Genomic DNA, 13,986 nt, shown 5'->3' on the forward strand with positions numbered 1-13,986 from the left:
GGCCGTTCTTGTCGTGCTCACGCAGGCATCCTGAGTGATGCCGGATCCCCGGTGCAACAGAGTTTTCGCCGTGGGAGAACGCCCGGGAAAGTGCCTGGAAACACCGGGTCGGGCCGGATGACCGCCCGGGAACGCCCCGCTTCGCCCCCTTGTGCCGAGCGGCGTGAGCGTCTTGGGTGGGACAGATGATCCCGGCCCGGGCCGCCGAAGAGCCCGGACCGGTGGCATGGTGGAATCTCAGGAGGATCCCGACATGTCCGATTCGGTAAGTGGCTGTACCCGGCCACGCACCTCACTGTCCGAAGCCGAGGTCGAGGCTCTCGTCCGCGGCATCTGCTTCAAGACCGGCCCGCCACGACGCCTCGGTGTCGAGGTGGAATGGCTCGTGCACGAGTTGCGCGCACCGCAGCTCCCCGTCACACCCGAACGACTCGAAGCGGCCTACGCCGCGCTGCGGACCGTGCCTCTGAGGTCGGCGCTCACCGTGGAACCCGGCGGCCAGCTGGAGCTGAGCTCGCCCCCCGCCGACTCCCTGACGGAAGTCATCACCACCGTCTCCGCCGACCTCGACGCCGTCCGCGCGGTTCTGCGCCAAGGCGGCCTCGCCCTCGTCGGCCTCGGCCAGGACCCCTGGCACGAACCCCGCCGGTTCCTGCGTCAACCGCGCTACGACGCCATGGAGGCGTGCCTGGACCGCACGGGCCCCGCCGGCCGCGCCATGATGTGCACGTCCGCCTCCGTGCAGGTGTGCCTGGACGCCGGCCACGAGGAGCCCGGGCCGCTCGGCCTGGTGCGGCGCTGGTGGCTGGCCCACCACATGGGCGCGGTCCTGGTGGCCGCGTTCGCCAACTCCCCGCTCGCCGCGCACCAGCCGACCGGCTGGCTGTCCACCCGGCAGCTGACGTGGACCCGGATCGGCGCGGGCCGGGCGGGCGGACCGCGGCTGGACACCGACCCGCGCGGCGCCTGGGCCCGGCACGTGCTGGACTCCCCCGTGATGTGCGTACGGCGGGACGGCGGGCCCTGGGACGTCCCCGAGGGCCTCACCTTCCGGGACTGGATCCGCACGGGCACGCCCCGGCCGCCCACCCGGGAGGATCTCGACTACCACGTCACGACGCTGTTCCCGCCGGTCAGGCCGCGCGGCCATCTCGAACTGCGCATGATCGACGCGCAGCCCGGCGACGACGGCTGGATCGTGCCGCTCGCCGTGACGGCGGCGCTGTTCGACGACCCGGAGGCCACCGAGACCGCCTACCGGGCCGTGAAGCCACTGGCCGAGCGGACGCTGGGACTGCCCGCGCCGCACAACCCGCTGTGGCTCGACGCGGCCCGCGGCGGCCTGGCCGACGCGGAACTGCGCGAGGTGGCCATCACGTGCTTCACGACCGCGCTGGACGCCCTGCCCCGGCTCGGGGCCGCCCCCGAGGTCATCGAGGCCGTCACGGCCTATCTGGACCGCTACGTCGTCCTGGGCCGCTGCCCCGCCGACGACCTGCTCGACCGACAGCGCGGCACGGACGGCCGCGCCCACGGGAAGGACTTCCGCCCATGACCGACACCGATCCCGCCGTCGACGCCCAGGCCGTCGACCCCGAGGTCCTCCGTGAGCGGGCGGTCGCCTCACTCGTCGTGGCCCGCGACCGCACCACCCTGCTGACGAGTTGCGTGGAGGATCCCGACCTGACCGCGCAGCACTCGCCGCTGATGTCGCCGCTGGTGTGGGACCTCGCGCACATCGGCAACCAGGAGGAGCAGTGGCTGCTGCGGGCCGTCGCCGGGCACGAGGCGATACGGCCCGAGATAGACGGCCTCTACGACGCCTTCGAGCACCCGCGCGCCGAGCGGCCGAAGCTGCCCCTGCTGTCGCCCGCCGAGGCCCGCACCTACGCGGCCGACGTCCGCGGAAGGGCACTGGACGTGCTGGAGCGGCACGCGTTCCACGGGACGCGGCTGACGGAGGCCGGCTTCGCCTTCGGGATGATCGCGCAGCACGAGCAGCAGCACGACGAGACGATGCTGATCACCCATCAGCTGCGTACGGGCCCACCGGCCCTGACGGCACCCGACCCGGAGCCGGCGCCGCTGTCCACGGGCCCGTCCGAAGTCCTCGTCCCGGGCGGCCCGTTCACGATGGGCACCTCCGGCGAGCCCTGGGCCCTGGACAACGAACGCCCCGCGCACCGGCGCGAGGTCGCGGCCTTCCACATCGACACCACCCCGGTGACCAACGGCGCCTACCGGGCGTTCATCGAGGACGGCGGCTACGACAACCCGCGGTGGTGGACGGCCGACGGCTGGGCGCACATCCGGAAGCACGGCATCGACGCCCCGCTGTTCTGGCGGCGCGACGGACAGCAGTTCCTCAGGCGGCGCTTCGGCGTCACCGAGGTCGTCCCGCCGGACGAGCCCGTGCTCCACGTGAGCTGGTACGAGGCGGACGCCTACGCCCGCTGGGCGGGACGCCGGCTGCCCACGGAGGCCGAGTGGGAGAAGGCAGCCCGGCACGACCCGGCCGGCGACCGCTCGATGCGCTACCCGTGGGGCGACGCCGACCCGGGGCCCGAGCACGCCAACCTCGGCCAGCGGCACCTGCGCCCGGCACCCGCCGGGAGCTACCCGGCCGGCGAGTCGCCGCTCGGCGTACGGCAGCTGATCGGCGACGTGTGGGAGTGGACGGCGAGCGACTTCCTGCCGTACCCGGGGTTCAAGGCGTTCCCGTACAAGGAGTACTCGGAGGTCTTCTTCGGGCCCGAGTGCAAGGTGCTGCGCGGCGGTTCGTTCGCCGTGGACGCGGTGGCGTGCCGGGGCACGTTCCGCAACTGGGACTACCCGATCCGGCGGCAGATCTTCTCCGGGTTCCGCACGGCCCGGTCGGAGGACGTCTGATGTGCCGGCATGTGGCGTACGTGGGACCGGAGGAGGCGCTGGGCCGGATCCTCGTGCAGCCCCCGCACGGGTTGTACCGGCAGTCGTGGGCGCCCCGGCACCAGCGGTACGGAACGGTCAACGCCGACGGGTTCGGCGTGGGCTGGTACGCCGAGGGCGACCCGGTGCCGGCCCGCTACCGACGGGCCGGGCCGATCTGGGCGGACCTGTCGTTCGCCGATCTCGCCCGGGTCGTCCGCTCCCCCGCGCTGCTGGCGGCGGTGCGGGACGCGACCCTGTCGGGCGCGGACGCGGAGGCCGCGGCGGCCCCGTTCACCGCGGGGACCTGGCTGTTCAGCCACAACGGGGCGGTGAAGGGCTGGCCCGGTTCGCTGGCCTCGCTGTCCCGGACGCTGCCGCACGAGGACCTGCTGTCGCTGGAGGCCCGCAACGACTCGGCGCTCGTGTGGGCGCTGGTGCTGGCACGGCTGCGGGGCGGCGACGAGGAGGGCCAGGCGATGGCCGACACCGTCCTGGAGGTCGCCGCGGCGGCCCCCGGTTCGCGGCTCAACCTGCTGCTCACCAACGGCGACACCATCACCGCGACCGCCTGGGGCGACGCCCTGTGGTACCTCACCCGGCCCGGCGGCGGCACCGTCGTGGCCTCCGAGCCCTACGACGACGATCCGCACTGGCAGGAGGTCCCCGACCGGACCCTGCTCGCGGCGAGCCGCACCGACGTGCTGCTGACGCCGCTGAAGGAGCCGACCGACGCCGCCGTGCCCGCACCCTTCAAGGAGCCCCGTACGTGAGCCCGTTCCACCTCACCCGCACCCTGCCCGAGGACACCACGGGCGCCGCGCTGCGCGCCGACGTCCACCGGGGCCTGACCGGCCGCCCCAAGACCCTGCCGCCGAAGTGGTTCTACGACGCGCACGGCAGCGACCTGTTCGAGAAGATCACGGAACTCCCCGAGTACTACCCCACGCGCGCGGAGCGGGGGATCCTCCTGGCGCGCTCCGGCGACATCGCCGCGGCGACCGGGGCGCGCACCCTGGTCGAGCTCGGCTCCGGATCCTCGGAGAAGACGCGGCATCTGCTCGACGCCCTCACCGACCTGCACACCTACGTCCCGGTCGACGTCAGCGGGAGCGCCCTCACCCAGGCCGGGCAGGCGCTCGCCGCCGAACGGCCTGGGCTGGACGTGCACGCGCTGATCGCCGACTTCACGGCGGAACTGACCCTGCCGGACACGCCGGGGCCACGGCTGGTGGCGTTCCTGGGCGGCACGATCGGCAATCTGCTGCCCGCCGAACGCGCCGCGTTCCTCACCTCGGTGCGTGCCCTGCTCACCCCGGGCGACGCCCTGCTGCTGGGCACGGACCTGGTCAAGGACGAGGAGGTGCTGGTCCGGGCGTACGACGACGCGGCCGGGGTGACGGCCGCGTTCAACAAGAACGTCCTGACCGTGATCAACCGTGAGCTGGGCGCCGACTTCGAGCCTGACGCGTTCGACCATGTGGCGCTGTGGAACGCGGAACGTGAATGGATCGAGATGCGGCTGCGCTCCCGTAGGGCGCAGACGGTGAAGGTGCCGGCGCTCGATCTCGCCGTCGACTTCACCGCGGGTGAGGAGATGCGGACCGAGGTGTCGGCGAAGTTCCGGCAGGAGGGCGTGCGCGCCGAACTGTCCGTGGCGGGGCTGGAGCTGGCCCACTGGTGGACGGACGGCCCGGGCCGGTTCGCGCTGTCGCTGAGCGTGGCGCGCTGACATCGGGGAACCCGAGGGCGGCGGCGACGGCGGGAGACGACGTCTCGCGCTTCGCCGCCGCTTGGGGCACGGTGGAATAACGCGTGACACTCCCGTCACAGGAACGTCAGGGGAAGAGGAGCAGCGGCATGTCGAACCACACCTACCGGGTCACGGAGATCGTCGGCACCTCACCGGACGGCGTCGACCAGGCCGTCCGCAACGGCATCGAGCGGGCCTCTCAGACGCTGCACAACCTGGACTGGTTCGAGGTGACGCAGGTGCGCGGCCAGCTCGAGGACGGACAGATCGCCCACTGGCAGGTGGGGCTCAAGGTCGGCTTCCGTCTCGACGAGTCGGAGTAGTCCTCAGGTCCGCCCCTCGCGCTCCTGCGCGGCCTTCATCTCGGCGGACCGGGTCACCCAGTCGGCCCGTACGACGGTGAAGCCCGCGCGCCGGGCGTCCGCGCAGACCAGTTCGTCGTCGTCCACGAGGACGCGGACCTCGCGGGTGCGGGCGAGCCGCCGCAGGATCTCCAGCTTGGTGAACCGGGCGGGCCGCCGGTCGGCGTCCCGCCGCATGTACACGCGCCCCTCGGGCAGCCCTTGGGTGGCGAGCCACTCCAGCGTGTCGCGTCGGCAGCGCTCGGGCCGCCCGGTGAGGTAGACGATCTCGCACTCCTGCGCGCGCTCCCGGACCAGCGCGATGCCCTCCGGGACGGGCGGGTCCTGCGGCGCCGCCGAGAAGAATCCGTTCCAGTCCTTCGGTGTGCGCTGGAGGAACTCCTGCCGGTGCGTGGTGTCGGCGAGGGTGTTGTCCAGGTCGAACACGGCCAGCGGGGCCTTGCTGCGGTCGTCACTCACGCCGCACAGCCTAAGCGCATTTGAGACAGCGCGCGTGAACAAGCCATGTAAGCGGGTCAATTCACGTTCACAGTTGATGGCTCAAGGACAGCACTGACATACTCCGCTCTCAGCCTCGCCGCCACCCGTGGCCGGGGCTCGTCGGGGGTCCCCACAAAGAACCCCGAGGCCGTCCGCGTGATTCCGGACAGCTGGTTATCCGGATTCACGACCCCCCACAGAGCCCGCACCCCCACCGCGCGTCCGGCACCCCTTCCCCCTGCCCGAAAACCGGACGCGTCCACTGACCCGACGGGGTCGAGTGCGGGGCACGATGCAGCGAAGAAGGTGCGCCTGTGCCCGAATATTCACCGCGGCGGGAAGACACTCCCCCATTCCCGCTGCCGCACATCGAACAAACTCCGCCGTCTCGCATATCCGACCATCCCGAATTTCACTCTCTGCGTCGCGCGCAGCGCCGGTTCGGCATCCGGGCGACCATCCTGTCCGTCGGTGGATTCCTGCTGTATGTGCTGCTGTCGAGTTTTGTGCCCGCGGTGATGAACCAGCCGCTGTTCGGCCGCCTCACGCTCGGACTGACCCTCGGTCTCGGGCAGTTCGTCGTCATGGGCGTGACCGCGTGGTGCTACGTCCGGCACATGCGCACCCGGGTCGATCCGCTCGCCCGCGGCCTGAGGTCCCGGCTGTACGAGACCGAGAGCCGCCGGGCCCGGGCGGCGGCTCCCGCACAGGGGGCCGGGCAGCCGCTCCGGCACGGGACGAGGGGGTTCCGCACGTGGTGAGCGCCGCCGCCATCGACGACAGCAGCCTGCAGCTGACGTTCGTCCTGTTTCTGACCGTGGTCGTGATCACCCTGTTCATGGCACTGCTGACGGCTCCTCAGCGCGACGAGATCAGCGAGTTCTACCTCGGCAACCGCGCCATGTCGCCGCTGCGCAACGGCCTCGCCATGTGCGGCGACTACCTGTCGGCCGCCACCCTGCTGGGCAGCACCGGGCTGGTCGCGCTGACCGGCTACGACGGGCTGATGTATCTCGGCGGCACCACCGTCGCCTGGATGATGGTGCTGCTGCTGATCGCCGAACCCCTGCACCGTACGGGCAAGTTCACGCTGGGCGACACGGTGGCGCTGCGGCTGCCCCGGCAGCAGCGGCCGGTGCGGGTCGCGCTGGCGGTCTGCATCCTGGCCATCGCCACGCTGTACCTGGTGGCCCAACTCGTGGGCAGCGTGGCCCTGCTGACGCAGTTCACCGGTGTGCCGAGCGGCACCACCCGCACCCTGTGCGTGGTCGTGATCGGCGTCTTCGTGATCCTGTACGCCTCTCTCGGCGGCATGCCCGGCGCGACGGTCATCCAGATCATCAAGGCCGTGATGCTGGTGGTGGGTGTGCTGTTCACCGCGGGCTGGGTGCTGCACCATTTCGACTGGAACCCCGACCTGCTGCTGGAGCGGGCCTCCGAACGCAGCGGTTCCGGCCTGAGCTTCCTCCAGCCCGGGTTGCGCTACGGCGGCACCGTCAGCAACAAGCTGGACTTCCTCAGCCTCGAACTGGCCATCGTCCTCGGCCTCGCCGCACTCCCGCACGTGCTGATGCGGCTGCTCACCCCACGCAACAGCGGCGTCCTGCGCTCTTCGGTGCTGTGGGCCGTCGGCCTGGTCGGCGCGGTCTGCTTCGGGGCCGGCATCATGGGCCTCGGCGCCACCGCGCTGCTCGGCCGGGACACCATCGAGAGCACCGACCGCACCGGCAACGCCTCCGTGCTGCTGCTCGCCCACGAATTGGGCGGCAGCGTCCTCACCGCGCTGCTGACCTGTCTGGCGTATCTGACGCTGCTCGCCGTGGCGGTCGGTCTCACCCTGGCCGCGGCCTCCTCTCTCGCGCACGACCTGTACAGCGAGGTGATCCGCAAGGGCCGGGCGAGCGAGACGGAGGAACTGACCGTCGCCCGGCTGTCCGGGGCCGTCATCGGCATCCTCGGCATCCTCCTGGCCCTGATCGCCTGGGGCGCGAACACCGCGACGCTCGCGTTCCTGGCCTTCGCCATCGCGGCTTCGGCGATCCTGCCGACGATCATCTACACCCTGTTCTGGCGGCGCTTCAGCGCGAAGGGCGCCCTGCTCAGCCTCTACGGCGGGCTGCTCTGCTCCGTCCTGCTGGCGGCCTTCTCCCCCGTCGTCTCCTCCGCCCCGGGCTCGTTCTACCCCGAGGTCGACTTCGCCTGGTTCCCGCTCCAGAACCCCGGCATCGTCTCGATCCCCGCGGGCTTTCTGCTGGGCTGGCTCGGCACGGTGCTGGACAAGGGCCCGGCCGAAGAGCCGGCCGCCCACGAGGAGTTCGAGGTGCGGATGCTGGTGGGAGCCGACGACTGAGACACCTTCGAGGGACCGCGGCGGCCGGGCACGGGACGCTCATTGTTAATGGGATCCATTTTCATGTAGCGTCCTCGGTGCCCGACCACCGAGGAGGAGTCCCATGGCTGTCCCGAAGCGGAAGATGTCCCGCAGCAACACCCGCCACCGCCGCGCCCAGTGGAAGGCGGCCACCCCGACGCTGGTCCCCGTCACCGTCGACGGCGTCACCCACCTCGTCCCGCAGAACCTGGTCAGGGCCTACGAGCGCGGCCTGCTACGCCCCGACGGCTGAGTGCGCCGCCCCGGCGGCTGAGTTGGCCGCATCGGCGAGGAAGTGCGCCCGGACCCGGCGCAGCCAGGCCTCGACCGGCGCCTCGTCGGGTTCGTCCGGCAGCACCGTGGGGCCTTCGTCGAAGGCGGCCTCGTAGTGCCTGAGCAGGGGCAGGGCGACCGACGGATCGGCGGCGACGCGCTCGCCGAAGGCGTGGTACTCCTCCGGGTCCTCGACGCGGATCGTCAACCGCCCGGTGGTGTACAGCTCCAGGCCCTGCCCGCACAGCCGTTTGAGATGCCGGGCGTGCTTCGCGGTCCGCTTGCGGGTGTCGGCGGAGAACGAACCGTCGCCGCGTGCCTCCAGTCGCCGGAACTGCTGGGTGGCGTACCCGAGGTAGGCGTCCCTGACCCGCTTGGCGCACAGGAACGCCGTACGGATGCCGATGAGCTCGTCGCCGAGCGGGGTGCGCACCTCGTACAGGTCGTCCGGGAGCCACACCAGCTCCATCGCGGTCGGGTTGCCGCCCAGCGCCAGTCGGCACCACTTGGCCGCCTCGTGCAGGGTGCGGTCCGGCGCCGTGCTGACGTGGGACTCCTTCGGGCGGCGCAGACCGTGCAGTTCCTCGGTGGGCGCGGCGAACAGGCCGAGGCGGTCGATGTCCGAGCCCGGGCGGGCGAGACCGTAGGCGGTCGATCCGACGATGCCGGAGAGCAGGACGTTGGGGACGGTCACGGTCGGCCGCCTTTCGCTTGTGGAGACCGGACCATTGTCCTGACGTGCAGGGACGCGGTCACCCGGTTTTCCCGCGCGGTGGTCCCGCTGCCGCCGCGGCGGAATACCGGCGGCCCCGTCCGGCGTAGAACCTGGTATGGATCCCGTGCGCCTGTCCGTCCTCGACCGCTCCCGCACCCGCGAGGGGCACACCCACCCCGAGGCGCTGCGCGGCACCGTGCGGCTGGCGCGGGAGCTGGAGCGGCTCGGCTACCACCGCGTCTGGGTCTCCGAGCACCACGGCGTGCCCGGGGTCGCCGGTTCCGCGCCGACCGTGCTGGCCGCCGCCGTCGCGGGCGCGACCCGGACGATCCGGGTCGGGACCGGCGGGGTGATGCTGCCCAACCACCGGCCGCTGGTCGTGGCCGAGCAGTTCGGCGTCCTGGAGTCGCTGTTCCCCGGGCGGATCGACATGGGTCTGGGCCGGTCCGTCGGCTTCACGGACGGGGTGCGCCGGGCCCTGGGCCGCGACAAGGGCGACGCCGAGGACTTCGAAGGCCAGCTCGCGGAGCTGCTCGGCTGGTTCCGGGGCACCTCCCCCGCCGGCGTGCACGCCCGCCCCGCCGAGGGCCTGACCGTGCCGCCGTTCGTCCTGGCCATGGGCGAGGGCGCCGGCATCGCCGCCCGCGCGGGCCTGCCCATGGTGATCGGCGACCTCAGGAACCGCGAGAAGATGCGGCGCGGCATCGACCACTACCGCGACCGGTTCCGCCCCTCCGTCTGGGCCTCGGAGCCCTACGTCGTCATCTCGGGCACCATCGCCGTGGCCGGCACCCCCGAGGAGGCCCGGCGGCTGCTGATCCCCGAGGCCTGGTCCATGGCGCACTCCCGCACCCGCGGCACCTTCCCGCCGCTGCCGCCCGCCGAGCGCGTGGAGGCACTCACGATGACCGGCAAGGAACGCGACTTCTACGAGTCCGGCCTGACCGGCCACATCGCCGGCACCGAGGAGCAGGTCGCGCACGAGCTGGAGACGGTGCTGAAGGAGACGGGCGCCCAGGAGGTCCTCGTCACGACCAGCACGTACGACCGCGAGGCGCTGCTGGACTCCTACCGGCGGCTGGCCGCGATCACCTCCGGTTAGATCCGGTTAGAGTCGTCTTCCATGCACGACCGCGACCCCCATGACCCGTACGTCCGTGTCCGCGGAGCCCGTGAGCACAACCTCCGGGGCGTCGACGTCGACATCCCCCGGGACGTGCTGGCCGTGTTCACCGGCGTGTCCGGCTCGGGGAAGTCGTCGCTGGCGTTCGGCACGATCTACGCGGAGGCGCAGCGGCGCTACTTCGAGTCGGTCGCGCCGTACGCGCGCCGGCTGATCCACCAGGTCGGCGCGCCGAAGGTCGGGGAGATCACCGGCCTGCCCCCGGCCGTCTCGCTCCAGCAGCGCCGGGCGGCGCCGACCTCCCGCTCCTCCGTCGGCACCGTCACCAACCTCTCGAACTCCCTGCGGATGCTGTTCTCCCGGGCCGGCACCTACCCGCCCGGCGCCGAGCGGCTCGACTCCGACGCCTTCTCGCCGAACACGGCGGTCGGGGCGTGTCCGGAGTGCCACGGGCTGGGGCAGGTGCACCGTACGAGCGAGGAGCTCATGGTCCCCGACCCGTCGCTGTCGATCCGCGACGGGGCGATCGCGGCGTGGCCGGGAGCCTGGCAGGGCAAGAACCTGCGGGACATCCTCGACGCGCTCGGCCACGACGTGGACCGGCCGTGGCGGGACCTGCCCGCCGACGAGCGGGAGTGGATCCTGTTCACGGCCGAGCAGCCGGTGGTGACGGTGCACCCGGTGCGGGACGCCGACCGCATCCAACGGCCCTACCAGGGCACGTACATGAGCGCCCACCGGTACGTGATGAAGACGTTCTCGGACTCCAAGAGCCCGACCCTGCGGGCCAAGGCCGAGCGGTTCCTCACCAGTGCGCCCTGCCCGGCGTGCGGCGGCAGCCGGCTGCGCCCCGAGGCCCTGGCGGTGACGTTCGGCGGCCGGACCATCGCCGAGCTGGCGGCACTGCCGCTGGTGGAGCTGGCCGACGGTCTCGACGGGACCTCGGAGGCGGCCCGGGTCCTCACCGACGACCTGCGGTCCCGTATCGCGCCGGTCCTGGAGCTGGGGCTCGGCTACCTCAGTCTCAACCGGCCCACCCCCACCCTCTCCGCGGGCGAACTGCAGCGCCTGCGCCTCGCCACCCAGCTGCGCTCCGGCCTCTTCGGCGTCGTCTACGTCCTCGACGAGCCGTCGGCCGGACTGCACCCGGCGGACACCGAGGCGCTGCTCACGGTGCTGGAGCGGCTGAAGACGTCCGGGAACTCGGTGTTCGTGGTGGAGCACCACCTCGACGTCATGCGGGGCGCCGACTGGCTGGTCGACGTGGGTCCGGACGCCGGCGAGCACGGCGGGCGGGTGCTGCACAGCGGCCCGGTGGCCGAGCTGGCCCGTGTCGAGGAGTCGGCGACGGCCCGCTACCTGTTCGACCGCTCCCCCGCCCCGGCCCGGGATGTGCGCGAGGCGACCGGGTGGCTCAAGACCGGCCCGATCTCGCGGCACAACCTGCGCGGGGTGACGGCGCAGTTCCCGCTCGGCGTGTTCACCGCGGTGACCGGCGTGTCGGGCTCCGGCAAATCCACGCTCATCGGCGAGATCACGGAGGACTCGACGGGGGTGGGCCGGCTGGTCTCGGTCGACCAGAGGCCGATCGGCCGCACGCCGCGCTCCAACCTCGCCACCTACACGGGCCTCTTCGACGTCGTGCGCAAGGTGTTCGCGGCCACCGACGGGGCCCGCGAACGCGGTTTCGGCGTCGGGCGGTTCTCCTTCAACGTGGCGGGCGGGCGCTGCGAGACCTGCCAGGGCGAGGGATTCGTCAGCGTGGAGCTGCTGTTCCTGCCGAGCACGTACGCGCCCTGCCCGGACTGCGGCGGGGCCCGCTACAACCCGGAGACGCTGGAGGTGACGTACCGGGGGCGGAACGTCGCGCAGGTGCTGGATCTGACGGTGGAGGGCGCGGCGGAGTTCTTCGCGGACACGCCGGCCGTGGCCCGCAGCCTCTCCGCACTGCTCGACGTGGGCCTGGGCTACCTCCGGCTGGGCCAGCCCGCGACGGAGCTGTCCGGCGGCGAAGCGCAGCGCATCAAGCTGGCGAGCGAACTGCAGCGCGGCCGGCGCGGCCACACGCTGTACCTCCTCGACGAGCCCACGACCGGTCTCCACCCGGCCGACGTGGACGTCCTGTTGCGCCAGTTGCACGGCCTCGTCGACGCCGGGCACACCGTGATCGTCGTCGAGCACGACATGTCCGTCGTCGCCCGCGCGGACTGGGTGATCGACCTGGGCCCGGGCGGCGGCGACGCGGGCGGACGCATCGTGGCGGCGGGACCGCCGGGGGACGTCGCGCGCTCGGCGGAGAGCCGGACGGCGCCGTATCTGGCGCGCACCCTCACCGGCTCCCGCTGAGCCCCTACGCGACGAGCACCGTGTGCGTCCAGGCCGGCGCGGCCGTCTCCGGCTGCTGTGCCGCGCGGGCGAGGGCGCGGCGGTCGGGGCTGCCGCCCGGGGGGACGGGGTCGCGGACCTCGACCTCCGCGATCAGGCCGCGGGTGCTCGCCACCCGCCACAGGGAGGCGAGCAGCGTGTCCTCGCCGACGTACGCGGGGGCCGTGGTGGCCGTGCCGCCGCTGAGCCGGTAGCCGATGCGCACCGGCTGGACCGGCACCCCGGCGTCCAGCGCGGCCTGGAAGACGGCCCGGCGGAAGGTGCCCTGGGCCCGGCCGCACCAGGTGCTGCCCTCGGGGAAGGCCGCGACCGCGGCGCCCTCGCGCAGCGCCCCGGCGATCCGGGCGACCGTGTCCGGGAGGGCCCGCAGCCGGTCCCGGTCGATGAACAGGGTGCCGCCGCGCGCGGCCAGCGCACCCGCGACCGGCCAGTGCCGTACCTCCGTCTTGGCCAGCATCCGGGCGGGGCGGACGGCGGCGAGCAGCGGGACGTCCAGCCAGGAGATGTGGTTGGCGACCAGCAGCAGTCCGCCGGTGGGAGCGGCGGCCCCGGTGATACGGACGCGGACACCGGCGGCCCGCACGATCCACCGGCACCAGCGCCGGATCAGGGACGGCGGGATCCGGGCGCCGAAGGGCGTCAGCGCGATCCCCGCGAGGAGGAGCAGCAGGACCGCGCCGAGCCGCAGCACGGCACGCGGCACGGCCCGCGCCCGCACGGCCGCCGACGCCTCGACACAGGCGCGCGGCGTGCAGGGCGCGGTGGGCAGCCAGGCGCTCATCCGGCCGGGGCGAGAGAGAGGAAGTGGCGCAGGTAGCGCGCGTTGACGCGGCTCATCGGCAGCAGCACGTACAGGTCGGCGACGCCGAAGTCCGGGTCGTGGGCCGGTGCGCCGCACACCCAGGCGCCGAGGCGCAGGTAGCCGCGCAGCAGGGCGGGCAGTTCGACGCGGTCGGCGGGCGCGGGGCCGGGCGTCCACGGCAGCAGCGGCCGCACCCGGAACTCCTGCGGCGCGAGGTGCTTGTCGCCGACCCGGTCCCAGGTGGCGGAGGCGAGGGTGCCGCCGTCGGCGAGCGGGACGGAGCAGCAGCCGGCGAGCCACTCGTGGCCGCGGTCGACCATGTAGCGGGCGATGCCGGCCCAGATGAGGCTGATGACGGCCCCGTCGCGGTGGTCGGGGTGCACACAGGAGCGGCCGACCTCGACGAGCTGCGGCCGGATCCCGTCGAGTGCGGTGAGGTCGAACTCGCCCTCGGAGTACAGCCGCCCGGCGACCGCCGCGCGCTCGGGCGGCAGCAGCCGGTAGGTGCCGACGACCTGGCCGGTCGTCCCCTCCCGGACGAGCAGGTGGTCGCAGTACGCGTCGAAGGAGTCGACGTCGAGGCCCGGCTGCGGGCCGGCCAGCAGGGCGCCCATCTCCCCGGCGAAGACATCGTGCCGCAGCCGCTGGGCGGCCCGCACGTCCTCCTCGTTCCGGGCGAGGGCGACGGTGTAGCGGGTGGGGGCCGTGGGCTGCGCGGGGCGGTCGACGGTCAGTACGCCGGTCATGGCACTCTCCTGGTCACGGGCCGGTTCGGTGAGGCGGGGCGGGGCGCTGAGCGGTGGCGTGCGAACCTC

At 72.9% G+C, this 13,986-nt stretch carries 14 protein-coding genes; 10 read left to right on the forward strand and 4 right to left on the reverse strand.

The features are described 5' to 3' along the window. Window positions 1-253 precede the first annotated feature (253 nt). From egtA to IE153_RS01430, 5 genes are all read left to right on the forward strand, one after another. Entirely contained in the window at window positions 254-1,555 is a 1,302-nt protein-coding gene (egtA, locus tag IE153_RS01410) for an ergothioneine biosynthesis glutamate--cysteine ligase EgtA (protein WP_189587710.1), read from the forward strand. Continuing rightward, entirely contained in the window at window positions 1,552-2,889 is a 1,338-nt protein-coding gene (egtB, locus tag IE153_RS01415) for an ergothioneine biosynthesis protein EgtB (RefSeq protein ID WP_189587711.1), read from the forward strand. Before egtA ends, egtB begins: the two co-directional genes overlap by 4 nt. Then, entirely contained in the window at window positions 2,889-3,680 is a 792-nt protein-coding gene (gene egtC / locus IE153_RS01420; RefSeq protein ID WP_189587712.1) for an ergothioneine biosynthesis protein EgtC, read from the forward strand. The genes egtB and egtC overlap by 1 nt, the downstream gene beginning before the upstream one ends. Then, complete coding sequence (egtD, locus tag IE153_RS01425; protein WP_189587713.1) at window positions 3,677-4,639, forward strand: L-histidine N(alpha)-methyltransferase; 963 nt, start codon at window positions 3,677-3,679, stop codon at window positions 4,637-4,639. Before egtC ends, egtD begins: the two co-directional genes overlap by 4 nt. A gap of 128 nt (window positions 4,640-4,767) precedes the next feature. Then, a complete protein-coding gene (locus IE153_RS01430; RefSeq protein WP_031108789.1) occupies window positions 4,768-4,983 on the forward strand; it encodes a dodecin in 216 nt (71 codons plus the stop codon). Between the two features lie 3 nt (window positions 4,984-4,986). On the opposite strand, the gene IE153_RS01435 is transcribed toward IE153_RS01430, so the two are convergent. After that, window positions 4,987-5,481 carry a phosphatase domain-containing protein gene (locus IE153_RS01435; protein WP_189587714.1) on the reverse strand — a complete coding sequence of 165 codons (495 nt, stop codon included), beginning with the start codon at window positions 5,479-5,481 and terminating at the stop codon, window positions 4,987-4,989. Between the two features lie 335 nt (window positions 5,482-5,816). Here IE153_RS01435 and IE153_RS01440 point away from each other — a divergent pair, with 335 nt between their 5' ends. From IE153_RS01440 to rpmF, 3 genes are all read left to right on the forward strand, one after another. Next, entirely contained in the window at window positions 5,817-6,263 is a 447-nt protein-coding gene (locus IE153_RS01440) for a DUF485 domain-containing protein (protein WP_189587715.1), read from the forward strand. Next, window positions 6,257-7,852, forward strand: coding sequence for a sodium/solute symporter (locus IE153_RS01445; RefSeq protein ID WP_189587716.1), 1,596 nt, complete (start codon window positions 6,257-6,259; stop codon window positions 7,850-7,852). Before IE153_RS01440 ends, IE153_RS01445 begins: the two co-directional genes overlap by 7 nt. Before the next feature lie 103 nt (window positions 7,853-7,955). Then, window positions 7,956-8,126 (forward strand): 50S ribosomal protein L32, encoded by a 171-nt coding sequence (rpmF, locus tag IE153_RS01450; RefSeq protein WP_189587717.1) that lies wholly within the window; start codon window positions 7,956-7,958, stop codon window positions 8,124-8,126. Here the strand turns inward: rpmF and IE153_RS01455 are convergent. After that, on the reverse strand, window positions 8,109-8,945 hold the full coding sequence (locus IE153_RS01455) for a nucleotidyltransferase domain-containing protein (RefSeq protein WP_189588521.1): 837 nt from the start codon (window positions 8,943-8,945) through the stop codon (window positions 8,109-8,111). The genes rpmF and IE153_RS01455 overlap by 18 nt on opposite strands. A 31-nt stretch (window positions 8,946-8,976) precedes the next feature. On the opposite strand from IE153_RS01455, the gene IE153_RS01460 reads away from it, so the two are divergent. Further along, window positions 8,977-9,963, forward strand: coding sequence for an LLM class flavin-dependent oxidoreductase (locus tag IE153_RS01460; RefSeq protein WP_189587718.1), 987 nt, complete (start codon window positions 8,977-8,979; stop codon window positions 9,961-9,963). Window positions 9,964-9,984: 21 nt separating this feature from the next. Continuing rightward, complete coding sequence (locus IE153_RS01465) at window positions 9,985-12,330, forward strand: ATP-binding cassette domain-containing protein (RefSeq protein ID WP_189587719.1); 2,346 nt, start codon at window positions 9,985-9,987, stop codon at window positions 12,328-12,330. Between the two features lie 4 nt (window positions 12,331-12,334). Here the strand turns inward: IE153_RS01465 and IE153_RS01470 are convergent, their stop codons facing one another. Both IE153_RS01470 and IE153_RS01475 read right to left on the reverse strand, forming a co-directional pair. Continuing rightward, complete coding sequence (locus IE153_RS01470) at window positions 12,335-13,150, reverse strand: lysophospholipid acyltransferase family protein (protein WP_189587720.1); 816 nt, start codon at window positions 13,148-13,150, stop codon at window positions 12,335-12,337. Beyond that, complete coding sequence (locus tag IE153_RS01475) at window positions 13,147-13,917, reverse strand: GNAT family N-acetyltransferase (RefSeq protein ID WP_189587721.1); 771 nt, start codon at window positions 13,915-13,917, stop codon at window positions 13,147-13,149. The genes IE153_RS01470 and IE153_RS01475 overlap by 4 nt, the downstream gene beginning before the upstream one ends. Window positions 13,918-13,986 lie beyond the last annotated feature (69 nt).

This window comes from Streptomyces massasporeus, assembly GCF_014648995.1.
GTDB classification, from domain to species: domain Bacteria; phylum Actinomycetota; class Actinomycetes; order Streptomycetales; family Streptomycetaceae; genus Streptomyces; species Streptomyces massasporeus.